The sequence below is a fragment of the Gordonia sp. 852002-50816_SCH5313054-c genome (assembly GCF_001665925.1).
Taxonomy (GTDB): Bacteria; Actinomycetota; Actinomycetes; order Mycobacteriales; family Mycobacteriaceae; genus Gordonia; species Gordonia jacobaea.
The window spans coordinates 52,936-78,777 of record NZ_LZTE01000060.1 but is presented as its reverse complement, the minus strand read 5'-3'; the positions used below and the strand labels follow the sequence as shown (position 1 = coordinate 78,777).

Here is a 25,842-nt window from a genome sequence, read left to right as displayed (position 1 = left end):
CCGGCCCCGGGACCTGTGCTAGCACCCGGATTCGTCGAGCGCCGCCTCGAGCACGTCGCCGAAGACGTCCGGGTACATCGGCAGGCTGTGGTGTGTTGCATCGGCAACGATCTCGACCTGCGTACCCGGCCACGTGGAGTGGACGTTCTCAGCGATTCGAGCGACATCGTGCACCCGACTCTGCTCGGCGAGGATCACAGTGCGGCGCCTGACCTCCGGTCGCACGGACCGCAGACGCCGAGGTATGACGAGCTTCGTCGTCGGCATCGTCGCGCCGAGTGCGGCGACATCTGACCACTGCTCGTCGAGCGGTCTAGATCCGGTTTCCCATTCGAGAAACCTGCGTTCACGGTTCTCGTTGGGAGACAGGAGAATAGGCAATGCATGGGCGAGGTACTCGGGGCGCATGCCACCGAAGACCGAGTTGGGTTCAACCAGGATCAGCCCGTCCGTCGGGAACCCACCACCGGCGAATGCGAGAGCGATCATCGCCCCATACGAGTGGCCGATCAACGTCGGTTCGTCGACACCGAGCGTCGCCACCGTGACGGCAAGCCAATCCAGGAGGTCGGGGACCGACGAGATCGGCGTGCTCGAAGGTGTTGACGCACCGACCTGGCCTGGAATGTCGACTGCGTAGACACGGTGTCGCCGACTGAGTTGTCCGATCACCGAGTACCACTCCGTCAGCGTTGCCCCTGAACCCGAAAGCAGGACGAGTGGTCGACCTGAGTCAGGTCCCGAGGCGACGACGTGCGTGTTGCCGTAAGGCGACGCGAGATCGAACCGCCGGGTGCCCGGCGGCCAACGATTCACCAGCGCGTCGTAGGCCTCGGAGAATCGTCGACCTATGGGAGAGGCCAGGAAAATTGCGGTCTCGCTCATATTTACCTCGACAATCTAGTTACTTGCTCATCAAGCTATATCAGGCCGGCGCTAAGGTCGAGAACCGTGACTTCCCGTGAGCGCGCGGATGAGAGCGGACCGCGCTATCTGCTGATCCGCCAGTTGCGCACACTCATGACCGAGCTGGACATTCGAGGAGCGCGGTTCGCGAGATCGGTGGATCTTCATCCAACCGATCTGCGCGCGCTTATTGCGCTCCTCGACGCCGAACGCGACGCAGTGCCTGCGACCCCCGCCTGGCTGGGAAAGAAGCTCGGGGGAGTGAACTCGGCAACCATCACGTCGTTGCTCGACCGACTCGAACGAGCCGGCCTCGTCGAGCGCACCGGAGACCCCGGGGATCGGCGCAAGGTTCTGCTCTCCGTTACCGAGCGCGCACGTGACACGGGTCGAGAGTTCTTCGGGACACTCATCGACGACGCGCTGACAGCACTCAGCGAGTTCGACTCCCACGAACTCGACGTCATCGGACGGTTCCTCGAAGCAATGCGCAGTGCGTCTGACCGGAACACGGACGACGAACAGGGCACTACGTAGCCGGTCCGGGTTGGGCCCTGAGCGCAAGCGGTTACGTGGCCCCGACGCGGGAGCAAAATCGGGTGCTCGTTCGTTGGACGGAGTGAATGGCATATATCCGGGGCGGCGTCGGGTGTCGAAACCCACCTGCATCGGACCAGAAAGGCACACCCATGCGCTTCCCGTACTTCCTCGTCTACCTGGTGATCGAGATCGCCGTGTTCGTGGCCATGGTCATGACACTCGGCTTCGCCTGGGCGGTGTTGATCACACTGCTGGCTTCCTTCGTCGGATTCGTCATCCTTCGTTGGCAGGGCCGCAAGGTGTTCGGTGAACTCCGCCGCGCCTCACGCAACGAAGTCGACGCACGAGCCCCGCTCGCCGACACCGCCGTGGTCGGCGCCTCGTCGATCCTGCTGATCGCGCCCGGCCTGGTGTCCACGGTTGTCGGAACCGTCGCACTCCTTCCGCCGACGCGACGTGCCCTGCGTCCGGTGCTGGCTGCAGTCGGCGCGCGCACGATGATGTCGGCAATGGACCGAGCAGGCGCCTACGGCCAAGCCGGGGTCAGGCGAGGAACGGTCATCGACGGCACCGTCGTCGACGATCCGACCTACTCAACGCAGAACTCCTCGACATCGGCCGAGCAGCCGCAGCTCCCGCGGGGCCACTGACACACCAGGGTCCCCACAGGGGCACACTGAACAATCGTGGCAACCGAACTGCTCCTTGGTGGGACCGTCTATTCCTCCGCTATTCCTGACGCGACTGCCCTTGCGGTCACCGACGGCGTAGTGACCTGGGTGGGTACCGACGACGTGGGGAAGGCACTGCACCCCGATGCTTCCGTGACCGATCTGGAAGGGCTTTTCGTCGCACCCGCATTCGTCGACTCACATGTGCATCTGACGTCGACCGGACTCGCGCTCACCGGGCTCACTCTCAACGATGCCGTCTCGCGCACCGATTGTCTTCGCATGATCGCGGACGCGGTATCGACGGTCGGCGAGGGCGACCTGATCTGGGGCCGCGGCTGGGACAGCTCGACATGGTCGGGCGCCGAGGCCTCCGACGGCCGGTTCCCGACAACTGCCGACATCGACGCGATCGTCGGCAACCGCCCGGTCTATCTGGCTCGAGTCGACGAACACTCCGCCGTGGCCTCGACGGCGCTGCGCCGCCTGGTCGTCGGCTTGGAGGACGCACAGGGCTATCACCCCGACGAGCCGCTGATCGCCGAGGCGCACCACCTCGTGCGAGGAGCCGCACGATCATTGGTGAGCCCCGCGTCGCGCACCCGCGCACAGCTGCGCGCACTCGACGCGGTCGCATCGATGGGGATCGTGGCCATCCACGAGAACGGCGGGCCGGATATCAGCGGTCTCGACGACTTTCTCGCCATCGGCGGACTCGATCATCCCGTCGAGGTCCGACGCTACTGGGGGCAGGCAGCCGAGAACGCCGACCACGCGCGCGAACTCGTTGCGATCACGGGCGCCGACGCGCTCGGCGGCGATCTCTTCATCGACGGTGCGATCGGCTCACGGACGGCGTGGCTCCTCGAGCCCTACCACGACGCCCCCGACGTCACCGGTATCGACTACCTTTCGCCGGACACGGTTCTCGACCACCTACGCGCATGCACCGAGGCCGGGCTGCAAGCCGGCTTTCACGTGATCGGCGACGCGGCGACGGCGACAGTGGTTGACGCACTCGACGCACTCGCGGCCGAGTTCGGCACGCCCGCGCTCGCGTCGCGCGCTCACCGCGTCGAGCATGCGGAGATGGTCGACGCCACCCAAGCTCAGACCTTGGCCGCGTGTGGTGTCGTCGCGAGCATGCAACCGCAGTTCGACGCAGGTTGGGGCGCACCGGGCGGCCTCTACGCGCAGCGCCTCGGCGACGAACGCGCCTCCCGCATGAACGATTTCGCCACGCTCGCCAAAGCTGGCGTGGCACTGGCATTTTCGTCGGATTCTCCCGTCACCGCGATGGATCCGTGGGCGACGATACGTGCGGCCGTCCACCACCATCAGCAACGGAACGCGATCTCGGCTCGCGGTGCGTTCGCAGCCTCGACGCGAGGAGGCTGGCGCGCGGGAGGAACCAATGACGGACTCACCGGCACACTGGCGGTCGGCGCACCGGCGAGCTACGCGGTCTGGGAGGTCGACGAACTCGTCGTTGCCGGATCGCACGAGAGCGTTCAGCGCTGGTCGCTGGACCCTCGGTCCCGTGTGCCCGCACTTCCCGACGTCTCGCCGGGCAGCCCGCTGCCACGGTGTGTGCGGACTGTGCACCGAGGTCGTGACATCTACCGCGCCGAGGGTCACTGACCAGTGAGCGACCCAGTAGCCGACAACCCAGTAGACAACACGGCGGTAGACGACACCGCGACGCGCCGCCGCGACTCGGCGACTTCCATGGATTCATCCGACACCCGGGCAGACGCGCCCGAGCACTCGAATCGACGATGGTCGAGGCTGGCCGGTGGCGGCTGGACGCCATTTCTCGTGCGTGCGGCCCTGGCCGTCGTGGCGGGCGTGGCAATGTGGTCGGCGTTCCCGCCGCGCAACTGGTGGTTCATGGCCGTCGTCTCGATGGGCCTTCTGTTCCTCGCGCTCTCCGGGCCCATCCGCGCCCGCGTCGGCGCACTCGTCGGCTTCATCTATGGGCTGGCGTTCTACATCCCGCTCCTGCCGTGGATCGGGGTGTACGTCGGCCCTCTTCCGTGGATCGCCTTGTCCGTCGTGCTTGCGGTGTTCTCGGCACTCTTCGGTGTGTGCGCTGTGTGGACCATGAGACTCCCGTGCCCACCGTTGTGGTTTGCGCTGTCGTGGGTCAGCGTCGAAGCTCTGCGTTCGTCTGTTCCGTTTGGCGGATTTCCTTGGGGGAGAGCCGCGTTCAGTCAGGTCGACGGTCCGCTGCTCCCGCTCGCGTCGATCCTCGGGGCGCCGGGAGTGTCGGCCGCCGTCGCATTGCTCGGCGCGTCGATCGCCTGGCTTGTCGTCGTTCTCGTCACCCGAGTCGTCAACGGCAGCGGATCGGTGGCGCGCGCCGCGGCGTTGGCGGTGGTGCTGGCCCTTGTCGGGCCGATCGCCGCGATAGCCCTGACACCCGACACCCTCGACCGCAACGTCGCGTCGTCGTCGGTTCAGGTGGCGGCGGTGCAGGGGAACGTGCCCCGACTCGGCCTCGACTTCAACGCCCAACGCAGAGCTGTCCTCGACAATCACGTTCGGGAGACCATGCGGCTTGCCGACGCGGTGCGCGCCGGAACCGCCGAACAGCCCGATTTCGTTGCGTGGCCCGAGAATGCGTCTGACATCTCGCCACTCACCAACGCCGACGCGGCACAGGAGATCACCGACGCATCCATCTCCGTTGGTGCGCCGATTCTCGTCGGGACTCTCGTGATGAACTCCGACGGTCGGCCCACGAACTCCGTCCTGGTGTGGGACGGCGCAAAAGGTCCCGTTGCGCGCTACGACAAGCACATCGTTCAGCCGTTCGGTGAGTATCTGCCCTGGCGATCGTTCTTCAGCATGTTCTCGTCGTACGCGTCCATGGCGGGCAACTTCCGTCCGGGCACCGGCCCGGCGGCGATCACCGTGCCCGGGCGCTCCGGGAACGTAGACGTCGGTGTCTCCACCTGCTGGGAGATCGCATTCGACAGGTCGGCTCGAGCCGCCGTCGACGATGGCGCGCGCATTCTCTACGTCCCGACCAACAACGCCACCTTCGGCAGGACGGACATGACCTACCAGCAACTCGCGATGTCGCAGTTCCGCGCCGTCGAACACGGCAGGGCGGTCGTCGTCGCAGCGACCAGCGGCGTGAGCGCGATCATCGAACCCGACGGATCCATCTCACACGAGTCGGGCGTGTTCACCCCGGCGGTGCTCTCAGATCGCTTACCGTTGCACTCGGCCAAGACCGTCGCGACCGTTCTCGGGGCGTGGCCACAGTGGATCATCGTCGTGGTGACGGTGGGTGGGCTTTTGGTCGTGCTGTCGCGTCGTTATAGGTTCACTCTCGGGCCTCGCAAGGTCGGCGTCGGTGGCACACCGGCAGCACAGGGTGATGTAAGGGAGTCGGAGGAGCGTGGTGACAACGGGTAGCGAAGGTGCGACCAGCCAAGACGAGGGCGGAATCGTCGCATCCGACGGCTCACGCGCACTGGTCGTCATCCCCACGTACAACGAGCGCGAGAACCTTCCCCGAATCGTGTCGAGGGTCCAGGCAGCCATGCCTGGCGTCCACGCGCTGGTCGTCGATGATTCCAGTCCCGACGGCACCGGCGATGTCGCAGACGAACTCGCCGCCGGCGACGACAGCGGGCGTATCCATGTGATGCACCGCGTGGAGAAGGATGGCCTCGGCAAGGCTTATCTCGCAGGTTTCGCATGGGGCCTGCACCGCGATTACGCGGTCATCGTCGAAATGGATGCCGACGGCAGCCACGCACCCGAGCAGCTGTATCGCTTGTTCGACGCGGTGAACGAGGGTGCCGACCTCGCGATCGGGTCGCGCTACGTACCCGGCGGCAAACTCGTGAACTGGCCCAAGTATCGCGAAGTCCTCTCACGAGGTGCCAACACGTATGCGCGTCTGGCCCTCGGCGCCAACGTGCACGACATCACCGCCGGCTATCGCGCGTACCGCCGCAAGGTGCTCGAGACCATCGACCTCAATACGGTCGAGTCGGCGGGCTACTGCTTCCAGATCGACCTGGCGTGGCGCACGATCCAGGCCGGATACGACGTTCGTGAGGTTCCGATCACCTTCACCGAGCGCGAAGTCGGTTCGTCGAAGATGAGCGGTGGTGTGATGGCCGAGGCATTTACCAGCGTCGCGCGCTGGGGCATCGAGAACCGCCTGCACAAGATCGGGCTGCACAAGCGAGGCTGATGGCCCCAACGGTGCACAGCGACAACTGAAGCACGAAACACATCAGCCGGGTGGAGTCATGTGACTCCACCCGGCTGATGTCTGGTTCAGGACGCGAACGTCAGTTGGTGACTCCGCGACGACGCTGCTTGAGAAGGTCGAGCCGCTCATTGAGCAGCACTTCGAGCTCCTCTTCGCTGCGGCGCTCGAGCAGCATGTCCCAGTGCGTGCGCGGGGGCTTGACCTTCTTCTCCTCGGGCTCTGCACCCTCGAGGATCGTGCCCTCCATGCCGTTCTTGCACGGCCACTTCGACGGAACCTCGGCGTCGTCGGCGAAGGGGACGTCGAAGATCTCTCCGTTGTCGGTCCGGTACTGGACGATTCGTCGCGGAGCGAGATCGTGATCACGATCGGTCTCATAGCTCACCGCGCCGAGGCGGCTGCCCCGAAGTACTCGATCTGCCATTTGGCGGTGTCCTCTCGTTTCTCGAGCGCTGTCGAACGCTCAACACTCCTATTCTACGCGCCGACGGCGCCACATCCGCACCACCGGTGACTCCCGGCCGCGTGCCGCCACCTGAACCTCGACGACCAGACTTGGGTACGGTCATGAGCGTGGAGCACACGACGAGCGGTACCACCCGATCACGGCGTCGCCCGTACGCCTGTGCCTGGTGCGGCCAGTCGATGGTCGACTCGGAGCATGGACGTCGGCGCAAGTACTGCAAGCGGTCGTGCCGTCAACGCGCCTACGAACAAAGAGCGCTCACCGAGGGCACTTCTATTCCCTCCGACGCCGTGATTCTGACTCAGGCCGAGGTGAGCGACTTCGGTGATCGACTCTTCGCGCTGCGCTGCGCTGCGGAGGACCTCGCGACGGCGGTGGACGAGAACGCTGACACGAGTACCGTCGCCGAGTTGGCGGAAGAAGTCGTGACCCTGGCCAAGGACGCCGAGCGACTGCGTTGATAGGTCGCATCTTCGGGCTGTCGATAGTCGTCACGGTCCTCGCGCTCGTCGTCGCGTTCGTCTACGGCGGGTGGGAGGCGGTGGCGCTCGCCGCGATACTCGGTGTTCTCGAGATCTCCCTGTCCTTCGACAACGCAGTCATCAACGCGACCGTGTTGGAACGGATGAGTGCGTTCTGGCAGCGCATGTTTCTCACCGTCGGCATGATCATCGCCGTCTTCGGGATGCGCCTGCTCTTCCCACTCCTGATCGTCTGGGTGACCGCGGGCCTCAATCCTGTCGAGGCGTTCCGACTCGCGATGAACCCACCACCCGATGGCGCCGAGCAGTTCGCCGACGGAAGTCCGAGTTACGAGACGATCCTCACCGACGCACATCCACAGATCGCCGCGTTCGGCGGAATGTTCCTGTTCATGCTCTTCCTCAACTTCATCCTGAGCAATCGCGATCTGACGTGGTTGACGTGGCTCGAGCGTCCACTGGCGAAGATCGGTCGACTCCGTGCGCTCCCGGTCGTCCTCGCCAGTGTGACCCTTGTGCTGGTCGCCGAGTTCCTCGCGCCCGACGAGATCCGCTCCACCGTCCTCATCGCCGGAATCCTCGGCATGGTCACGTATCTGATGGTCGACGGGTTGAGCGCACTCTTCCAATCCGATCCCGACTTGCGCGACAGTGGTCCGTCCGGCGCAGCGAAAGCGACGGGCAAGGCGGGATTCTTCCTCTTTCTCTACCTCGAGGTCCTCGACGCATCGTTCTCGTTCGACGGTGTCATCGGCGCGTTCGCGATCACCGCGGATCCGATCATCATCGCCTTGGGACTCGGATTCATCGGCGCGCTATTCGTGCGGTCGATCACGATCTACCTGGTCCGCACCGGAACGCTGGCCTCGTATCGCTATCTCGAGCACGGCGCCCACTGGGCTATCGGCGCTTTGGCCGTCATCCTGCTGCTGAGCATCGAGTTCCACATCAACGACGTCGTGACCGGACTCATCGGCGTCGTGTTCATCGGCGCCGCATTGTTCAGCAGCGTCGTCGCGAACCGCCGCGACCAACGCCGTGCAATTGCCGCACGTCGCTGATCACTTCTTCTTCTTGCCGCCTTATGAGACGTCGTCGCCCTTTGCCGCGCGCAGCTTCTTTCCTCGGCGTTGGTACATCACGACGAAAATGGTGAGCAGGATGGCCACGACCACGGCGATGACGACACCCCACGCGCTGGCCGCGCGGAATCCCGGCGCCCGGACATTGAGGATCTGTTTGCCCACTTCCGCCGCGTTGTTGTTGCCGAGATGGATGCTCAGCGTCAGCAGATTGGGGATCGCGACCACGACGCCGATCACCACGCACAGGATCGAGAGGAGGTTCTTCATCCGGCCCCGCAACGACACCGCAAGCACGAGCATCGATATCGGGATGAACGTGCAGACGAACCCGATCGACAGCCCGCTGCCGATTCCGCGCCCCATCGATCCGTCGACGTTGCTGCCGATCTGCTCAGCCCACCAGCGCGGCAGGAACGCCGCGAGTATGAAGTAGATGACCACCGCGATGGCTATGGCGATCGCGACGAAGAGGAACTTGCGCGCCCCCTTGGCGAGACGGTCGGAGAATGTCGGCTGAGTCTGCGCCGACGTCGAACTGACGGTCACGTCTGTGTAGGGCCCCGGTTCGGGCGTCGACGAGACAGAAGCCTTGTTTGCCGAGTGCTCAGCCATGGTTCTCAGCATAGGGCGACGACACTCGGATCCGAGGGGGTCTCGACCCTCTGGCGCGTCCGATTACAACTCGTTACCTTGCGGTGGCCCAGCGTTTTTGCGCCGGATGGCGAAATGGGTGTCCATGGCGGCGGGCCGAGTGTAGAAAGGACGTTGACAGCGGTGGGCTCGCTTTCCAGATCAGGGACAACGGTAATTCACCGAAGCCGTTCCGCATCCTTCACATCCAATGATCGACACAGGTCACAGCACAAGAGTGAGTACTTTTATGGATCCGACGCAGCGTCAGATGCTCGACTTCGAGCAGAATTGGTACGCACTCGGTGGGGGTTCGTCGCGCGAGATCAGCTCGCAGTTCGGGCTGTCCGACCGTGACTTCTTCACGCAGGTCCAGCACCTGCTGAATGCCGAACCACCGGCTACCCTTTCGAAGGGTCACCTCGCTCGGATGCGCGAGGTCGTCCGCAGCAGAATCTGGATGGCTCGCTGAGGTCGACGGCCCGCTTACGCATTCGTGGAGTCACGTCCGACGAAAGGAGTTGTGGTGCCGCCGTTCGCCGACGACGAACTCGACGAGTTCTACCGGCGTATCGAGGCGGGCACCCAGCAGCCCAGCCGTAAGCGTTCGTCGCCCACTCGGTCTTCTCCGACATCTAGGACGCCCGCCTGTCCGACACCGGAGAAGGACGCCTACCGTGACGTCCACGAGGTCGACGCCGCGGTGAGCCGCATCCGTGCGGCCGGACGCACGGCCCCGGTGCTGCGGTCCTACGAATGCATCTGCGGCTCTTGGCATCTCACAAGCAGAGCAGTGGACATTCCGGACACACGGCGTAAGCGGAAACGGTCGTGACCCTCGTCGAACTGGCGGTGGACGATCTCACCGCAACCACCGACGCATACCGGCGCCTTCTTGCTCGCAACGACAGCGCAGCCGAGTACGCCACGTCGAACGCCACCCTGCGACTCGACCGCAGACACCTCCGGCACCGCGTACTGTTCGACGTCGCAGACGTGTCGTCGTGGCAGACGCTGCTGGAGCGACGCGGTCTGGCCACCCGCAACGACGCCGCCGCTGTCCAAGTCGATGGCCTTCCGGTCGGGGTGACCGAGCACCGCGATCTTAGAGCCGAGGCCGCACCGAACGCATGCGACATCGAGGGCATCGACCACATCGTGTTCCAGGCCGCGGGCCGCGACCACGCGGTGGCCTTGTTCGGCTCGACCCTCGGCCTCGACTTCCGTCTCGACAGACCCGTCGCCGATGGCCTTCGGCAGCTGTTCTTTCGCGCGGACGACCTGATCGTCGAAGTTCTCGTCACGCCCGATGGCGTTCCGAGATCGTCCCCGCCCCTCTCACTGTGGGGGATCGCCTGGGCGACAACCGATATCGAAGCAACGCAAGCCCGACTCACCGGCGCGGGTTTCACCGTGTCGCAGGTTCGCACGGGCCGCAAACCCAATACGCGGGTCGCCACGGTGCGGTCTCCGGCTCTCGCCACGCGCACCTTGATCATCGAACCCACTCGATCAGTCGCAGCTAAGGAGTCGTAGTGAGCCAGACGAGCCGACCAGACGGGCCAAACCGGTTTCAACGGGTGGCCGGCGTGGTCAACAGGACGGTCGTCCTCCCACTCCTGCAGATTCCCCTACTCAATGGTCTGCTCGGTCGTGCGTTCACCGAGGTGTCGTACACGGGCCGCAAGACGGGCAAACACGTCACCTTTCCGGCGAACTACGTCCGATCCGGCGACTCGGTCACGATCGGCGTCGCCATGCCCGACAAAAAGACCTGGTGGCGCAACTTCACCGGCGACGGCGCACCGATCACGCTGACCCTCGACGGCGAGCGCCGAACGGGGCACGCCGTCGCGTCAAAGGACAGCAACGGTTCGGTGCGGGTCAAGGTCTCCCTCGACCACAACGATTCGAACTGAGTCAGCTCCGCCGCACATCGTTGTTTCTCAGCGCGCTCCCGCTCCGCCACACGCCACCGTAAATGCCGCGCCTCACGATGAGCGGCTGTAACAGCGTGTCGACGGTCCATCGCGGAAATCGGAAGCGAATTCCGTTGGGGGAGAACACGTCCAATCCATTGTCGCTTGGCCCGAACACTGATCCCCACCGGTGCTCGGCCGGGTGATATCGGCGGGTCTCGCGGCCGTCGAGATGAGCGAGAACGTTGCGCGCCACCAGACGGTCGGCGCGGTTGCGAGCCGAGCCACGCAGCGGATCCGTGTCGGCGACATCCCCGACGGCGAACACTCCCCGGTACCCGGGCACTCCGAGGTCGGCGTCGACGCGGACGAATCCTCGGTCGGTCAGCATGTCCGAGGGCAGCCAGGCTGTATTCGGTGACACTCGGCCGACGGCCCACACGATCGCATCCGCGTCGACCGCCGCTTGTCCGGTGAGCCAGGTGATCGAGCCGGTGCCGATCTCGCCGAGATCGGCGTCGGTTGGCAGCACCGCCCGATGTCCACCGTGTCTGTCGACACCCAGGGACTCCAGTCGTCTGGCCACCTTGTGGCGCGTGCGGTCGTGGTGTCGGGGGAGTGGTAGCTCACCGGGATGGTAGAGAGCGACCTGCTTCTCCGGCCAGCGTCGTCGCAGTTGGGCGGCAGAACTGCATGCCGCGGCACCCCCACCGACCACCGCTATGGTCTGAGAGTGCGCCAGGCGCTCGTGCACGCCGTGTAGACCGATGTCGACGTCGTCGCCGTCTTCGAGGACTGGCTGGCGCCAGAATCCGTTGGCAACGCCCGTCGCGATGACGAGCGCGTCGTAGGTGACTGCCTCAACCGTTCCCGACGGCGTGCGCAGGCGCAGCGTTCGACGATCGTGATCGAGGTCGACGATCTCACCATGACGGATGTCCACCGTATCGAGTCGACGCATCCGACCGAACTCGACGCGATAGTCGCGAGCCCATCGCTCCGGGTAGGCGATCCGCAGCCCGACTTCCTGTCCGCTCACCAGTGCGGGCCGCATCGAGACTCCGACGACGCTGCTGCGGCGGGCGAGGTGCATCGCGGTGAGCACGCCGGAATCGCCCATGCCTGCGACGACGACGCGCCGCGTCCCCCGGTTGTGGGCGAGTGGCACTGCTGCACTCACCCGGGTCGCCCCGCACCGTCGGTGGTCCGGGACCTGAGCCGGGGAAGCGGCAGAAATTTTGGCACACGATCGATGACGTCGGCGTAGGACGGACGGCGTTCAAGACTGCGCTCTTCCATCATCGGAATGCTCGCCCCGAGGAACATGGCGAGCATCGCGCCCGCACCCACCCACAGCCACCACGCGTCAGCGGGCGCAGCGGCAATGCCGAACAGCAGGATCGACACCCAGAACATGAACTCGCCAAAGTAGTTCGGGTGCCGCGACCACGCCCAGAGACCGACGTCGACGGTCTGACCGGGCTCGCTCGACCGCCGGAACAGTCTCAACTGTCGGTCGGCGATCGACTCGAGTGCGATCGCCGCAAGACCGACGACGAACGCGACAACGCTCAACCACATCAGCCCGGCGTCGGCCCGGGTGAGCGCGACGTACGCCGGGATCATCGCGAGAAACACCTGCAACGTGGGGATGAGGTGAATGGCGAAGAGGTCGGCAACGAACGAGAACCTTCCGGCACGTCGCCGCAGCAACTCGTAGCGCCAATCCTCGTGGACCAGCCCGGGAAACGACCGTGCCCAGTTCGCCGTCAGCCGCACCGCCCAGATCACGAGAACGATGCCGAGGAGGGCGCAACGCCACTTCGCTTGGGAGCCACCATGTATGGCGTCGCCCGCGAACCACCAGTACAGGGCCAGAAATACCGGGACGACACTCCAGTAGGCGTCGTAGCAACTCGAATTACCGACCGCCCGGCTCACCACGAAGATAACGAGCGTGGCCAGGACATCGGCAATGAGCGTGTCCGCCCACAGTTGCCCGACACTGGGTCCCCATGTCAACCACAGCAACGCCACCGCCAGGGCAACGACGTACGCGGCGGTGATCACCACCAACGACGCTCGTCTCCCCATAAGAGGGATGGTGTCAGGCGACGCCCCACTTCGCGGCGTTTTGGCTGCGACCGGGCGGCAGCGCGCGTCGGGGTCGCAGATGCTCCAGCAGCCAGCGGTAGACGTCGTCGTCGTTGAGGAGGGTGAAATGGCTCGCCCCACCCAGATGCAGTCCGTGCTCGGTAGTGAATCCGACGCTGCGAGCGCGACTTTCGCCGCGACCGCTGGGGGTCAGCACCAATCCGTCGCCGATGAACCTGCCCAGGGGATGGTTGGGATCGCGCGTCAACGATGCGGTGACGAACAAATGTCGCGCCTGTGGCAGCAGCGGTACCGCGGTGGCGGGATGCTGCCGGAAGGCATCCGGATCCCTCCCACTCCAGTCGTCGTCGACAAGACTTCCGTGAAAAAGGTCGCGCACTCCTGCGCTGCGTCGTCCGAGCAGGTTGCCGAACGGGGCGGTCACCGAAACCGACCTGAGCGCTCCGGCCGCAAAGTGCACAGTCCGAGCCAGCGGAGCCCCGAAATGCGGCGTCCCCAAACCCACTGTCTCCGTGACCAATCCGCACCAGTACGCGTCCTGGGTGGCGGCGCTGTGGCAGGCGCTTCGGATGATCAACCCGCCCATCGAATGCCCGATCAGGGTCAGTCGCGACACAGGCACCGGCCATTGGAGCGTCAGGTCATTGAGCAGTGCGGCGAGTTCGCGCCCGTTATCGCTGATGTGGCGTCCGGTGTTGAATCGCAGCCGCACCTCGGTCGCGCCGATATCGGTAGCGAGCCGCTCGCCATACGTCGGGCGGTTACCTCTGCGCCACGCGTGCTCGGACTCCATGAGGCCGTGCAGAAAGACGACGATGTGCCCGGTAGCCTCCGGAAAAGCCGCGCGGAGCGCTTCGGCCTCGACCGCCACCGGCATACCGTCGACACGGATCGACATCGGCTGCGCGAGCGGCGAGCGCTGATCGGCGAGCGAGTCGCCGATCAGCCCGTCGAGAATGGCGAGCACCAGCGCGCCCCGTGAACCCTCCGATGGCGAGTGGCGCGGTTCCGGGAGTGTGGCACCCACCTCGGCGATGGCTTCCAACATCGCGGACAACGACTCGTAGGTCGTGTCGGCTACTGCGTCGTGGACCAGATGTGCCGATCGACTCGACGATCCGCCGAGTCGATCGGTCACCGCGAACACACGATCGGTTACCGCGCGATGCACTTTCGCGACACCGCGGATAGCTCCTGCGAGTTCACTGCACCCCAATTGCGCCAGCGCCGCCAGTTCGGTGGGGGCGACTTTCTCGGCTGTGGTCACAACCCACAGAGTACAACTGTTCACTCACTTGCGGGAGCCCTCGCAGCAACTGCCACCCGAGCACACAGGCAACTCACGCGTCGACGGTCTCGCGGTAGCCGAACTCGACGACATCGACGTCAGAGACGTGCTTGCGGCGCTCACGCCTCAGGCCAAGGCCGTAGAGCACCAGACCACCGAGAAGCCAGCACCCGAGCACGATGAGCGGATGCGCAATGGCGTTTCCGTTGAAGAACACGACATCCCGCAGGAGCGATCCCGTTGCGCCCGGCGGCAGGAGCTGGCCGATCGCGCCCCACGGGGTGGGCAGTAGTTCAGGGGCGCTCGAGAGTCCGGACAGCGGGTTGCCCAGGAGTATCAGTGCAATGGCCGCGACGACCAGACCCGGACCCCCGAGCGCTTCGCGAAGGCCGAGCACCGCGAAGCACGTGGCCGCGATTCCGAGCATCGCCGCCAGCGACGTCAGCCAGTAGTTTCCGTCGAACGTCCCGACGAGGAACTGCAGAATCGCAATCAACGCGAAGCCACCGACAACAGACACACCCAGCGCCGCGATGATCCGACCACCCGCCGAGCTGATCACGAGCATGATCACCATCGCACTGATCCAGCCCCCGAGAGCCAGGGGAAGAGCGCCTGCCGCCAATCCGGCACCGCGCGGGTCCTTCGCCGGGAAACTACGCACATCGACGACCTGAGTCTGTGCGCGAGTGGCGTCGGCGACACCTTGTCCCATCGTTTCGATCATCGTTGCCACCGTTGGACTCGCCGCAGAGGCGACGAGCACAGTGAGGTCCGCGCCGGGCTTGACGACCAGCGCGCCGTAAATTGCGCGCGTCTCGATCGCGTCGCGCGCAGCCACCTCGTCGGAGTATGCCGTGACGTCGAACGAGTCACCGGTGAGGCGATCGACCTGACTGACCACCTGCTCAGACCCGACGACCCCGATCGGAACGTGATGAGGCGCCGACCGCGCAGCGGGAAGCGCGAACATCGTGACCATCACCGACAACAGGACTGCGGTTCCGAGCACGACCGCAATCACTTTGACGGGCGCCGGTGGACCCTTCTTTGCAGGGGTATCGGTCACGGGGATGTCGGTCGCACTCGTCGCACCGGACGTCGTGGTGGTTTCATCGGCACTCATGGCGCCTCCCTCGAATTAGATACGGTTCGTTTCTTAGCAGAGTAGGACGATCCGATAAGATACGCAACGTATCGGAAGGAGATTATGTGACCAGACGTCGCCGTGGCACAGAACTCGAAGCAGACATCTTCGAGGCCGTCCGTGCCGAGATCACCGAACGCGGATACGCCGGCCTCACCTATGAGGGGGTCGCGGCTGCCGCCGGAACGAGCAAGACCGTCCTGTACCGACGCTGGGACACCAAGGTCGAGATGGTCATGGCAGCAATGGTCGACGTCGCCCGCGAGGTTCTGACCGTCCCGGACACCGGATCGCTCGCCGACGACCTCCGGATGGTCCTTGCCCGCATGCGGGTGCGGTTGGCCGAGGTGGGTCCCCGGACGATCCGCTCGCTGCTCGCGGATCTGCCCGAGGGTTCCACGGGTTCTGTCATCGGACTCATCACCACACACGTCGACGAGGTCATGGCTCCCGTGCTCGAGCGCGCTCGCAGGCGGGGCGAACTCGGTCCGCACCCGCTTCCGCCTCGCGCCGCGTCTCTCCCTTTCGATCTCGCCCGGCACGAGGTCTTCATCACCGGCAACATGTCCGAGGACACCATCGACCAGATCATCTCGGTGTGCGTGATCCCGCTCTGGACGACCTGGACAAATACTCCAGAGTCCGATACTCCCGAGATCGACCGCCACATGACTTCGTCGAGAGGGATGACCCAGACATGAGTTCGTCAGCACCGCCGGCCGCCGATCGTCACGACGAGATCCGCGTCGTCGGCGCGCGAGTCAACAATCTGAACGACGTGACCGTCGTCCTTCCCAAACGACGACTCACCGTCTTCACCGGCGTCTCCGGATCCGGCAAGAGCTCGCTCGTGTTCGGCACGGTGGCCGCAGAGTCGCAACGGCTGATCAACGAGACCTACAGCGCATTCGTTCAGGGATTCATGCCGTCGCTGAATCGGCCGGATGTCGACGTCCTCGACGGCTTGACGACGGCGATCATCGTCGACCAGGAGCGTCTCGGTACCGACCCGCGTTCCACTGTGGGAACGGCGACGGACGCGAACGCGATGCTCCGCATCCTCTTCAGCCGACTCGCGACGCCACACATCGGTTCGGCACAGGCTTACTCGTTCAATGTGGCGTCCGTCAGCGGCGGGGGTGCCGTAACGATGGAGAAGGCGGGCCGAAAGGTCAAGGAGCGGCGCACTTTCGAGGTCGTCGGCGGAATGTGCCCTCGGTGTGAGGGTAGGGGATCGATCTCGGATTTCGACCTGACAGCGCTGTACGACGCCTCCAAATCCATCAATGACGGCGCGATCACCGTCCCCGGCTACAGCATGGACGGATGGTACGGCCGCATCTTCCGCGGCTGTGGCTTCTTCGATCCCGATACACCGATCGAGAAGTTCACCACGCGTCAACTCGACGCTCTGCTCTACAAGGAACCGACACGGATCAGGATCGACGGTATCAACGTCACCTACGAGGGCCTCATCACCAAGATCGGAAAGTCGTTCCTGGCCAAGGACAAAGACGCGCTCCAGCCCCACATCCGCGCGTTCGTCGACAGGGCGATCACCTTCTCGGTCTGTCCGGACTGCCAGGGGACACGACTGTCAGAGAAGGCACGCAGCTCGACGATCGGTGGCGTCAGCATCGCCGACGCGTGCGCGATGCAGATCACCGATCTCGCCGACTGGGTCGGCTCGCTGGACGAACCGACACTCGCACCGCTGCTCGAATCCCTGCGCGCCACACTCGACTCATTCGTCGACATCGGTCTTGGGTATCTATCGCTCGACCGCCCGTCGGGGACGCTATCGGGCGGAGAAGCCCAGCGCACCAAGATGATTCGCCATCTCGGCTCGGCGCTGACCGACATCACCTACGTCTTCGACGAACCGACGGTCGGGTTGCATCCACACGACATCGACCGCATGAACCGGCTTCTCCTGCAATTGCGCGACAAGGGCAACACGGTCCTGGTCGTCGAACACAAACCCGAGGTGATCGCCATCGCCGACCACGTCGTCGACCTCGGACCACGCGCGGGTACCGGCGGCGGCAACGTCGTCTTCGAAGGCTCGGTGGACGGCCTGCGCGCAAGTGACACGCTGACCGGACGCCACCTCGACGACCGCGCCACCCTGAAGACGCAGGTGCGGGAACCCAACGGAGCGTTAGAGATCCGCGCAGCGAGTTCGCATAACCTGAAGGACGTCGACGTCGACTTCCCACTCGGCGTCCTGTGTGTGGTCACGGGCGTAGCCGGCTCCGGGAAGAGCTCTCTTGTCGACGGATCGCTGTCGGGCCGCGACGACGTGATCACCGTCGATCAATCCGCGATCAAGGGTTCGCGGCGTAGCAGCCCGGCCACGTACACCGGCCTCCTCGAGCCGATCCGAAAGGCATTCGCAAAGGCAAACGGAGTGAAACCTGCGCTGTTCAGCGCGAATTCGGAGGGTGCGTGTCCGAACTGTAAGGGCGCGGGCGTCATCTACACCGATCTCGCGATCATGGCCGGGGTCGCCGTCACCTGCGAGGTGTGCGAGGGCAAGCGATTCCAACCAGAAGTGCTCGACTACTTGTTCGGCGGACGGGACATCTCCGAGGTCCTCCACATGTCGGTCGACGCGGCACTCGAGTTCTTCTCCGCGGGTGAGTCGAAAGTCGCTGCCGCGCAGAAGATCCTGAAGCGGCTAGCCAACGTCGGACTCGGCTACCTGACGATAGGGCAACCGCTCACGACGCTCTCCGGCGGAGAACGACAACGGCTCAAACTTGCGACGCACCTCGGCGACAAGGGCGGGATCTTCGTTCTGGACGAGCCGACGTCGGGCCTGCATCTTGCCGACGTCGAGCAACTCCTCGGACTACTCGACAGCCTTGTCGACGGTGGCAGATCGGTGATCGTGATCGAGCATCACCAGGCGGTGATGGCGCATGCCGATTGGATCGTCGACCTCGGTCCCGGCGCCGGTCACGACGGTGGCCGAGTGGTGTTCGAGGGCACCCCGGCCGATCTCGTCTCAGCAGGTTCGACACTGACGGCACAGCATCTCGCCGACTATGTGAAGAACTGAACCCACACGAGCGCGGCGATTCGAAGTCTCAGCATCTCAGCCGCCCCGTACTCACCCGCCCTGTATCTCACCCGACCTGGGCGTCGTTGACGACGCCCGCCAACGAGTCGCGGTCGGCGACGTCGAGCTTGATGCAGGCGCGGTAGATGTGACCCTCGACAGTTCGAACCGAGACGGTCAGGCGTTCGGCGATTTCGCGATTGGTCAGGCCGCGACCGATGAGAACCGCGATCTCGCGCTCCCTAGCCGTGATCGGCAGCGGTCGTGCCGTCGCCCGGATCGCGGGCGTTGTCGCTCCATCGCACGCTTTCGACAACGCGAGGACTCTGGCTGAGCAGGCCGTGGCGTCTCCGCGTCTTTTCGCACGGTCGTACAACTGTGCCGCCTGTGCCGCGGCATCGGCCGCCGACAGCAGGAGTCCGGCATCCTCGAAATCGTGTGAGGCCGCGGCCAATTCATCTGGATCGCTCGCAGCGAGGGCCGCTGCGTGCCGTGCGTAGACGTGGCCCAGGTCTCCCTGGATGAGTGTCGCGAGCTCCGCGAGACGCGGAGCTGTGGTCTTGTCGCCGAAACGAGTCGCGTGGTGAAGGGACTCGGCCTCGAGTGCGAGTTGGCCGGAGTCGTGAGCGATCGCGGCCGCGTCATGCGCGTGGTCGATCGCCGCGCGTTCGGCGCCCTGCGCCGCAGAGATCCAGGCTTGCGCGAGCACCCTCTGCGAGTCGTGGATCGCCAGGTGCGGGCCGCGGTGCTCATCTGCGTCCCGGAGTACCCGTTCGGCTTCGTCGACGTCGTTGAGCGCCGCGTACGCCCGTACCAGAATCAACCGGCCGGGCAGGCGCCACGGGAGTGGTTGTTTGGCGTTGAGAGCGGCCAGTGCCTGTTCGAACTCGCTGATCGCCTCACGAAACGAACCGCTGTACGTCGCCGCAACACCTGCCGCGATCTTGGCGATCGCCCATCCGAGGAACTGACCCGAGGAGGAGAACTGCGTGTACTCGGTGGCGCGGTTTCGAGCCTCCTTGAGGTCGCCGACCATCGTGAGCGCCAGGACGTCGCAGTAACGGACCATGACGCTGATCATCCCGTCCGTCGCCTTCTTCTTCGCACGGGTGCGCTCGGCGTAGGGGGCGTAGTCACGTCCACGCCCGGCGATGGACATGGCCAGCCCCGCACCGAAGGCTGCGAAGTCGATCGCCTGCGAGGGTGCGTTGGAACTTTCGAGGACGTGCTCGGCGAGCGCGATTCCCTCGTCGATCCGGTTCTCGTGGACGGCCATCGCCGCGGCAACCGCGTCGACGACGAGTCGTAACGTCGGATGCTCGACCTTCTCGTTGAGCAGTTCGAGCATGCGATGACTTTCGTCGACATCGCCGAGCATCCAGAAGATCAGGCTCATGCGCGATACCGCCCACACCACGAGCTCGAACTCGTTGAACGACTCGGGGTCGAACTCGGTGAAGACGGCGTCGGCTTCGACGACCCGCCCCTGCCACATGATCGCGCGGGACAGCAGCTCTCCGGCGGTCAGACTGCCGTCGTGTTCGTAGGCGACGCGGGCCAGACGCTCGCCGAGCGGGAGATTCGCCAGGAAGATCGCATCTTTCGCCGCAGCGATCAGCAGGCTCGTGTCGACGTCGCGATGTGCGTCGACGCTCAACTGTGCGAGCCGGATGCGCTCGGCAGCGGTATCGGTTGCGTGGTCGCGCAACGCGTCGACGAGTTCGGCGCGCAGTCGTCGAGCCGCAATGGTGCTGATACGTCGGCGAACCACGTCACCGTAGAGCGGGTGGGCGAACCGGACATTGGTCGTGTTGCCGTCGCGAGTGGTCTTGATCAGTCCGATGGTCTCGGCCTCGTCGACGGGCTCCTCGCCGACCAGCCCGATCAGGAGGTCGATGTCGATGGGCTCGTAGAGCGACAACACCTTGAGCGCATCGACAACTTGCGGCCCCGCACGGTCGAGACGGTCGTCGAGCAATGCCACCAGGCCGGAGGGAACAGCCGTCGGGCCTCGCAGTTGCCAGACGCCAGACACCTCCGACAACGCATCGGATTCGATAGCGCCCTCGATCATGTTCCGCAGGAACAGCGGATTTCCGCCGGACGAGTCCCAGATGACGTCGGCGCTCAACCCCTCCAACGAGCCGCCGAGGACACGTTCGACCAGTTCAGCGCACTGCTCTTTGGTGAGGTTCTGCAGTTCGAGCCGGTGGAGGTAGCCGTCCTTCCACAGCGAGGTCACCGCATCAGGCACCGGTTCTCCTGTACGCACCGTCGCGATGATGCGGGCGCTGCGATCAATGGCGATCTGGTGCAGCAGCGTCGCCGAGAGCTGATCGAGCATGTGAGCGTCGTCGATTCCGATGACCGTCCCCGGTTCAGCGACGAGCGTCTCGCGCGCGGAGACCAGCGCCGCGATCGGGTCGCGCGACGCGGTGGGAGCGACCCACGGCGCGAAGGCGCCCAGGGGGATGGCGCGCGACGACTCCGTACACGCCGCCCAGCGGACAGACCTACCGAGAGAATCGGTGACCATCCTGGCGAGCGTGGTCTTGCCGACACCCGCGGGTCCGACCACCACCACTCCACAGCGATCCCCAGATCGCAAGAGCGCGGAGCGGATGAACTGTTGCTCGGCGGGCCGGCCGAGGAGTTGCCAGCGCCCTTCCATGGTTGAGCAGTATAGGGCGATTTGCCAGAAATTGAGTCGTGAAGGTTCGAGTAAGGAAACTCACTCGGGGAGGTCGGCCTCACTCGTCGGCTCGCACATCGGAGCATTGTTCTTCTGATGTCGGAATCGACTCGACGCGTCGTACACGTCGCGTTTGAGGCGATTAATGGATCCGAGCGGGGTATGCGCCTTCAGTCCGCGCCAGGAATTGAACGAGAGGACGTCGTCACCGTATGCGCGTCGCGCAGGCGTGTAGGGATCCTGAGTCAGAAATCTGATCGTCGCAACGGTTCGATGCGGCGACTCTTCTTCTGACCATGGTCGCGTGGCATCGTCAATCGGCATTCGGTCGATATTCGTACACAGTTGCACGCGCAGTTCATACTCAGCCGTGTGCGAGCCGAAGAAATCGACCGTCATGTCCTGAAGCGCGTTAACGCCACGATAGTCAGGCGTCGGCTGGCCTGCCAGCGCGCACACCTCAGCGGACGAGGGCGCGTACAATATTTTCGCGACATGTTTTCCGTAGCGCAGCGGAGCCGACGTATAGAAGGTGTCGCCGAGAATGTGTGTGTTCTCCTTGATGAAAACCCGCAACGTCTCCGGAAGCGGATGCCCGATCTTGGTCAGAATCCGGGAGTCGAGCGCCGCCAACAACCGCTCGCCGCACCCGAGGACGGGATCGGAGACTCGGGCGAGCAGCACTGCGGTCGGCATACCCTTGGTGAGATAGTCCTTCGCATTCGCGAACAAGAACTCTCGATGGGTCACCATGATGAAGTCCTGGGTGACGGCGGTGTCGTCGGGTAATGCGCGCTCGGCGGTCGGATCGACGCCGATGACCTTGATGCCGAGGCCGCGGACGCCTCTCATCTGGTCGGTACGGATGGCTCCCGACGTGCTCGACAAGCGAGCGATGATCGGGTACGTCCGTGGTTCCGCGAACAATCCCTGGGCGAGCTCTTCTGGCAGATCGGCGTGAACTTCGAGTTGACCGCGTAGTACGGCGTGGGTCTTGGCGTGGGCGTCCCGGACGCCGCGCTTGTACTTGGCGTAGGCGTGCTCGTTGTTCGTGCGCAGGATCTGCACCATCTTCGCCACCACTTCCGCCTCGCCAGGCGGGGTGTCCTCCATCTCTGGCTCCCACAACACGTATTCACGGCTCATTGTCAGAGTCCTTTCGGCGCGTCAGGTCGAGGGCCACGGTGCGAATGGGTTGGTGACCTTTGTGAGCACCGGGGTGAGCGTGGGGAAGTGGCGGAGCAGAACAGTGCGCATCGTGTTGTCGCGGATCCACGCCATCCCCGCTTCGGTGTAGACGTCTGGGGTGAAGTCTGTCGTCAGGAATCGATCAGCGGCGATCCTGCGTGATGCCATCAAGATGAAGACGCGAAAAGCGGTGTCGGAGAATCCGAAGCCTCGAGGTTTGCGTTCTGCGTAGAGACCGATCATCAGATCGACGTCGTCGATGTCGGGGTAGATCCGCTCGAGTTGCTTCGCCCACTCGGCATTGTCCGTCAGATCGCTGAAGCTCTTCGCGGGCCGGAGTCGGAAATGTCGCCGGAACTCGTTGTAGCGGGGGACTCCTCGTTCTCTGCTGCGCAGGACGTCAACGGTGGCGAGGTCGATCGCCTCGCCGGTCGGCCGCGCGAGGTCACGTAGAGCGGCCGGGAAGTTGTGAAGGGTCAATGCCCCGGGAAAGGCCCTGCCGAACGAATACAGCAGATCGTCCATCGACCAATCGGCCATTCGTTCATGCACGTGGTCGGCGAGAAGCTCGTCGAGCCGGTAGGAGCGGCGGGTCTGACCGGTGGCGAGACTGCGCACATCGAGCTGGTCGGGTAACAGCGGATGCATGCGGTAGACCGCGACGAACTCCTCGGTCAACGAGAAGGGAACCCCGTCGAGATCGGTTCTGCCACCTGGGATTCCGAAGAGGATCTCGTTGTCGACGAGTCGACCGAACTTCGTGGTGAAGTTCTCACCGAGTATTCCGTACCAATTCGCATGCATGCCCGTCACGGTTGTGGGGTGCGCGATGATCGCAGGCGTCCAGTCGACGGTGTGTATCTTGGCCATCAACGCCGAGTTGACCAGTCGCGCAACGTTGTACAGCCGATCTTGATCCCTCTCGAGGTCGGGGTATGCGACCGTCAGTCGTCGACATATCGCATTGTGTTCCCTCAGGAACAACGATTGCATCAGCGCGAGTCCCAGCCACGAATTCGCCTTGGGTCCGTTCGCATCCAGCAATTGCTCTGCCGCCAGGGTGGGGAGTCCGTCCTCGGCGAGTTCGATGGTGGCAAGCAGATTGCCCTCGGCATCGTGGTCGCGGATCGCGACCGCGTACTCCTCCGTGTCGCCGTAGATCTGCGACGCGTCCCACCAATGGGTGTCTCGGTTCGCATATGTCGGCGGGACGTCGGCCGGCCCGTCGAGGGCGGGCGTGCGCGGAACCCGCATCGGCCGGGAGTGCGGCCACTGGTCGTCGGCGTCGATATCGATGAGCCACGGCTCCGAATCAGGTGAGGTGAGGTGACTCACCCAATCGTGGACCTGGAACTGGATCCACGCGGCCGCAAGCAGATTGAGAGTGTCTGCGGGCTGGAATTCGGTGCGCGCGAGCAGCTTCTCACTGACCACACGCGGGCTCGGTTCATGAAACCTCGCCCCGCGCTCGGGCCAGGTCGCCTCCAGCGGCACGTTACGTCCGAAACGGGCACCGACAGATCCCATATCGGGTTGGGCGAGGTTGTCGAAACGTCCGTCGATCGTGCGTTTGCAGTGGTCAGACGCCTTCAACGGCGGATCGAGCGGCGGGACGGGATCGGGATCGGTGTCGACGAGGTTCAGCGCGCGCAGCTGGCTGCGAATGCCGACCAGCACGGCCAACGCCAGCGGTTTGGGCAAATGCGACCAACCGACCACCCGGTCGACGGTCTCCGCAGTCACAGCCAAGACCCGCTCAACGGTACTTCTCTGATCGACCACCGATTCCTCTTCCGTACCCGTGCCGACTGCCCTGGGAAGATCGTGACCCGATCAGTATCCCCGACGCCCGCCCTGTGGTGCATGCGTACCGCGCTACCTCAGTACGCACACGCTGATTTCGAGTACCCAGGTACTCGTGCAGCCCGCGGATCTTTCACGAAGGCTGGAAGTCCAGTCGGTGCACGCATCCGGCGAAGGTCCAATCGGCGCGATCGACGATGTCGTGCACAACGGGAGAGTGGCAGGTGATTTGTGATCGTCCCGATCGGCATCACGTTCAATATCGAGACGGAAGTCGACGACGCGGCCTCGGCACTCGGTCGTCGTGTCGCCGATTCGCAGCACAGACAGTTCTGGTTCGCAGAGTCACGCGATGCGTCGGCCGACGTTCCGACCCCCCTGTACGACAGCAGAGTCGCAATCAGGATGCGCACGGGCGTCTTCGACGACCTCACGGTCACCATGCATCCGGAGTGCAGCGATCGGCTCACCGGCGATTGGGCCGGCCCGTTCGATCATGACCAGTTCGAATACCGGATCTCCGATCAATGGTGCGGTAGCAACCGCAAGCTCAGAGCATCGGCGTGTGCCCGTCATCCCGCCGGCAGTATGTCTGCGGCGATCAACGGCGGCGCCGACCCCACCCATCTCCTCGACACGGCGCAGCGTCGGTTTCTGGTTGCTTGCGCGTCGTCGGGGACACCGATCGATCACCTCGTGATCCGTGGGCCGATCACCTCGCAGGTATGGAACACGTCGATTCGCGACGTCCGACACGTTCGGGTGGAGAGGTGGTTGTCCGACCACCTCGACGTCGTCGGGGTCTCCACGTACATCGATGTCCGCGAGGGAGAATCGTCGCACAACGTCGCAGCGCGGGCCGTGGCCGTCGCGAGCGATCTGCGACGCGGCCTTCAGGATCTGGGCTGTCAGGCAAGCCCGTTGGCCAGCAAGACGGCGCTCGCGCTCCGTGTGCTCGCGGACGAAACCGCGTGACTCCTTACCCGTCGATCGAGACGATCGTCAGCTCGAAGACCAGGGTGTCACCCTTGTTGATGCCCGCGGCGGGATTGCCATTCGGGTACCCATCCTCAGGGTTCATCGCGACCGCAACCGACGAACCCACCTTCTGACCCGCGATGGCCTTCTTGAAACCGACGACAACCTGACCGAGCGGGAACTGAGCGGGAGTGCCCCCTGAATAGCTGGTATCGAACTGCTTGCCGTCACGACCATTGACGCCTACGTAACAGACACTGACGGTGGCCGTGTCGGGGACAACCTCGCCGCTGCCCTCCCGCAAGGTGTGAACCTGCGTCTGGTCGACCGCGAACGGAGTGGTCACCGTGACTGCCGGTGCCGTCGTCGAGGTCGAGGCGACGACGTCGACACTTCCCGTGGTGCCACGAAGGGTCCAGTCCGGCTTGGCATCCGCGGCCGGTGCCGCAGACGGACACGACGGCGTCGACGTGGACGAGGTCGACGTCGATGCAGCCGAGTCTGAGTCGGAATCGGAGCCGCACGCGGCGAGTCCGATCGTCAACGAGGCAACGGCTACGGGCAGCAGGAAACGACGGATGTTCACGGCCGTCACGCTACCGAACGGCCGACCCCTGACCGTGAGCCGCAC

General features: G+C 64.6%; 25 protein-coding genes. 14 read left to right on the top strand and 11 right to left on the bottom strand.

The genetic code is table 11. The annotated features are described in order from the left end of the window. Positions 1-18: 18 nt before the first annotated feature. A complete protein-coding gene (locus A5788_RS15465; RefSeq protein WP_064869299.1) occupies positions 19-885 on the bottom strand; it encodes an alpha/beta fold hydrolase in 867 nt (288 codons plus the stop codon). Positions 886-951: 66 nt separating this feature from the next. Between A5788_RS15465 and A5788_RS15460 the strand changes: the two genes are divergently transcribed. The 5 genes from A5788_RS15460 (at position 952) to A5788_RS15440 (ending at position 6,333) form a co-directional block, all read left to right on the top strand. After that, a complete protein-coding gene (locus A5788_RS15460; RefSeq protein ID WP_064869301.1) occupies positions 952-1,443 on the top strand; it encodes a MarR family winged helix-turn-helix transcriptional regulator in 492 nt (163 codons plus the stop codon). A gap of 152 nt (positions 1,444-1,595) precedes the next feature. Next, positions 1,596-2,096, top strand: a complete 501-nt coding sequence (locus tag A5788_RS15455; protein WP_064869303.1) for an FxsA family protein — start codon at positions 1,596-1,598, stop codon at positions 2,094-2,096. 36 nt (positions 2,097-2,132) lie between these two features. Continuing rightward, entirely contained in the window at positions 2,133-3,758 is a 1,626-nt protein-coding gene (locus A5788_RS15450) for an amidohydrolase (RefSeq protein ID WP_064869304.1), read from the top strand. 87 nt (positions 3,759-3,845) lie between these two features. Then, complete coding sequence (gene lnt / locus A5788_RS15445) at positions 3,846-5,543, top strand: apolipoprotein N-acyltransferase (RefSeq protein WP_197494491.1); 1,698 nt, start codon at positions 3,846-3,848, stop codon at positions 5,541-5,543. Continuing rightward, a complete protein-coding gene (locus tag A5788_RS15440) occupies positions 5,527-6,333 on the top strand; it encodes a polyprenol monophosphomannose synthase (protein WP_197494492.1) in 807 nt (268 codons plus the stop codon). Before lnt ends, A5788_RS15440 begins: the two co-directional genes overlap by 17 nt. 100 nt (positions 6,334-6,433) lie before the next feature. On the opposite strand, the gene A5788_RS15435 is transcribed toward A5788_RS15440, so the two are convergent. Further along, positions 6,434-6,778 carry an RNA polymerase-binding protein RbpA gene (locus A5788_RS15435; RefSeq protein ID WP_005173696.1) on the bottom strand — a complete coding sequence of 115 codons (345 nt, stop codon included), beginning with the start codon at positions 6,776-6,778 and terminating at the stop codon, positions 6,434-6,436. Between the two features lie 143 nt (positions 6,779-6,921). Here A5788_RS15435 and A5788_RS15430 point away from each other — a divergent pair, with 143 nt between their 5' ends. Together A5788_RS15430 and A5788_RS15425 are read left to right on the top strand one after the other, a co-directional pair. Beyond that, the gene (locus A5788_RS15430) at positions 6,922-7,281 is read left to right on the top strand and encodes a hypothetical protein (protein WP_197494493.1); all 360 of its coding nucleotides are present in this window, start codon (positions 6,922-6,924) and stop codon (positions 7,279-7,281) included. Then, positions 7,278-8,363, top strand: a complete 1,086-nt coding sequence (locus tag A5788_RS15425; RefSeq protein ID WP_064869310.1) for a DUF475 domain-containing protein — start codon at positions 7,278-7,280, stop codon at positions 8,361-8,363. The genes A5788_RS15430 and A5788_RS15425 overlap by 4 nt, the downstream gene beginning before the upstream one ends. A 21-nt stretch (positions 8,364-8,384) precedes the next feature. Here A5788_RS15425 and A5788_RS15420 read toward each other — a convergent pair whose 3' ends face one another. Then, positions 8,385-8,999: a hypothetical protein gene (locus A5788_RS15420; protein WP_231894143.1), complete on the bottom strand. Its 615-nt coding sequence runs from the start codon at positions 8,997-8,999 to the stop codon at positions 8,385-8,387. A gap of 268 nt (positions 9,000-9,267) precedes the next feature. On the opposite strand from A5788_RS15420, the gene A5788_RS15415 reads away from it, so the two are divergent. The 4 genes from A5788_RS15415 to A5788_RS15400 are packed head-to-tail and all read left to right on the top strand — an operon-like array spanning position 9,268 to position 10,936. Further along, positions 9,268-9,489: a DUF3263 domain-containing protein gene (locus A5788_RS15415; RefSeq protein WP_064869314.1), complete on the top strand. Its 222-nt coding sequence runs from the start codon at positions 9,268-9,270 to the stop codon at positions 9,487-9,489. 54 nt (positions 9,490-9,543) lie between these two features. After that, positions 9,544-9,852, top strand: a complete 309-nt coding sequence (locus A5788_RS15410; protein WP_064869361.1) for a hypothetical protein — start codon at positions 9,544-9,546, stop codon at positions 9,850-9,852. Then, positions 9,849-10,553 (top strand): VOC family protein, encoded by a 705-nt coding sequence (locus tag A5788_RS15405; protein ID WP_064869316.1) that lies wholly within the window; start codon positions 9,849-9,851, stop codon positions 10,551-10,553. Before A5788_RS15410 ends, A5788_RS15405 begins: the two co-directional genes overlap by 4 nt. Then, a complete protein-coding gene (locus A5788_RS15400; protein WP_082937900.1) occupies positions 10,553-10,936 on the top strand; it encodes a hypothetical protein in 384 nt (127 codons plus the stop codon). The genes A5788_RS15405 and A5788_RS15400 overlap by 1 nt, the downstream gene beginning before the upstream one ends. 1 nt (position 10,937) lies before the next feature. Here A5788_RS15400 and A5788_RS15395 read toward each other — a convergent pair whose 3' ends face one another. The 4 genes from A5788_RS15395 to A5788_RS15380 all read right to left on the bottom strand — a co-directional run bounded on the left by A5788_RS15395 (position 10,938) and on the right by A5788_RS15380 (position 15,465). Further along, complete coding sequence (locus A5788_RS15395) at positions 10,938-12,116, bottom strand: FAD-dependent oxidoreductase (protein WP_082937901.1); 1,179 nt, start codon at positions 12,114-12,116, stop codon at positions 10,938-10,940. Next, positions 12,113-13,030, bottom strand: coding sequence for a DUF1295 domain-containing protein (locus A5788_RS15390; protein WP_064869321.1), 918 nt, complete (start codon positions 13,028-13,030; stop codon positions 12,113-12,115). Before A5788_RS15390 ends, A5788_RS15395 begins: the two co-directional genes overlap by 4 nt. 13 nt (positions 13,031-13,043) lie before the next feature. Next, on the bottom strand, positions 13,044-14,318 hold the full coding sequence (locus A5788_RS15385) for an esterase/lipase family protein (protein ID WP_064869323.1): 1,275 nt from the start codon (positions 14,316-14,318) through the stop codon (positions 13,044-13,046). 73 nt (positions 14,319-14,391) lie between these two features. After that, a complete protein-coding gene (locus A5788_RS15380; RefSeq protein WP_064869325.1) occupies positions 14,392-15,465 on the bottom strand; it encodes a hypothetical protein in 1,074 nt (357 codons plus the stop codon). An 86-nt stretch (positions 15,466-15,551) separates the two neighbouring features. On the opposite strand from A5788_RS15380, the gene A5788_RS15375 reads away from it, so the two are divergent. Beyond that, entirely contained in the window at positions 15,552-16,187 is a 636-nt protein-coding gene (locus tag A5788_RS15375) for a TetR/AcrR family transcriptional regulator (RefSeq protein WP_064869327.1), read from the top strand. Further along, positions 16,184-18,550, top strand: coding sequence for an ATP-binding cassette domain-containing protein (locus tag A5788_RS15370; RefSeq protein ID WP_064869329.1), 2,367 nt, complete (start codon positions 16,184-16,186; stop codon positions 18,548-18,550). Before A5788_RS15375 ends, A5788_RS15370 begins: the two co-directional genes overlap by 4 nt. Positions 18,551-18,617: 67 nt before the next feature. Here the strand turns inward: A5788_RS15370 and A5788_RS15365 are convergent, their stop codons facing one another. From A5788_RS15365 to A5788_RS15355, 3 genes are read right to left on the bottom strand one after another with little or no spacing between them, the layout of a single operon-like run. Continuing rightward, the gene (locus tag A5788_RS15365) at positions 18,618-21,221 is read right to left on the bottom strand and encodes a LuxR C-terminal-related transcriptional regulator (protein WP_064864001.1); all 2,604 of its coding nucleotides are present in this window, start codon (positions 21,219-21,221) and stop codon (positions 18,618-18,620) included. 60 nt (positions 21,222-21,281) lie between these two features. Then, complete coding sequence (locus tag A5788_RS15360) at positions 21,282-22,388, bottom strand: catalase family protein (RefSeq protein ID WP_064869330.1); 1,107 nt, start codon at positions 22,386-22,388, stop codon at positions 21,282-21,284. A 21-nt stretch (positions 22,389-22,409) separates the two neighbouring features. After that, entirely contained in the window at positions 22,410-24,212 is a 1,803-nt protein-coding gene (locus tag A5788_RS15355) for a peroxidase family protein (RefSeq protein ID WP_064869332.1), read from the bottom strand. A gap of 252 nt (positions 24,213-24,464) precedes the next feature. On the opposite strand from A5788_RS15355, the gene A5788_RS15350 reads away from it, so the two are divergent. After that, positions 24,465-25,208, top strand: coding sequence for a hypothetical protein (locus A5788_RS15350; protein WP_064864008.1), 744 nt, complete (start codon positions 24,465-24,467; stop codon positions 25,206-25,208). 4 nt (positions 25,209-25,212) lie between these two features. On the opposite strand, the gene A5788_RS15345 is transcribed toward A5788_RS15350, so the two are convergent. After that, positions 25,213-25,749, bottom strand: a complete 537-nt coding sequence (locus tag A5788_RS15345) for an FKBP-type peptidyl-prolyl cis-trans isomerase (protein ID WP_064864036.1) — start codon at positions 25,747-25,749, stop codon at positions 25,213-25,215. Positions 25,750-25,842 lie beyond the last annotated feature (93 nt).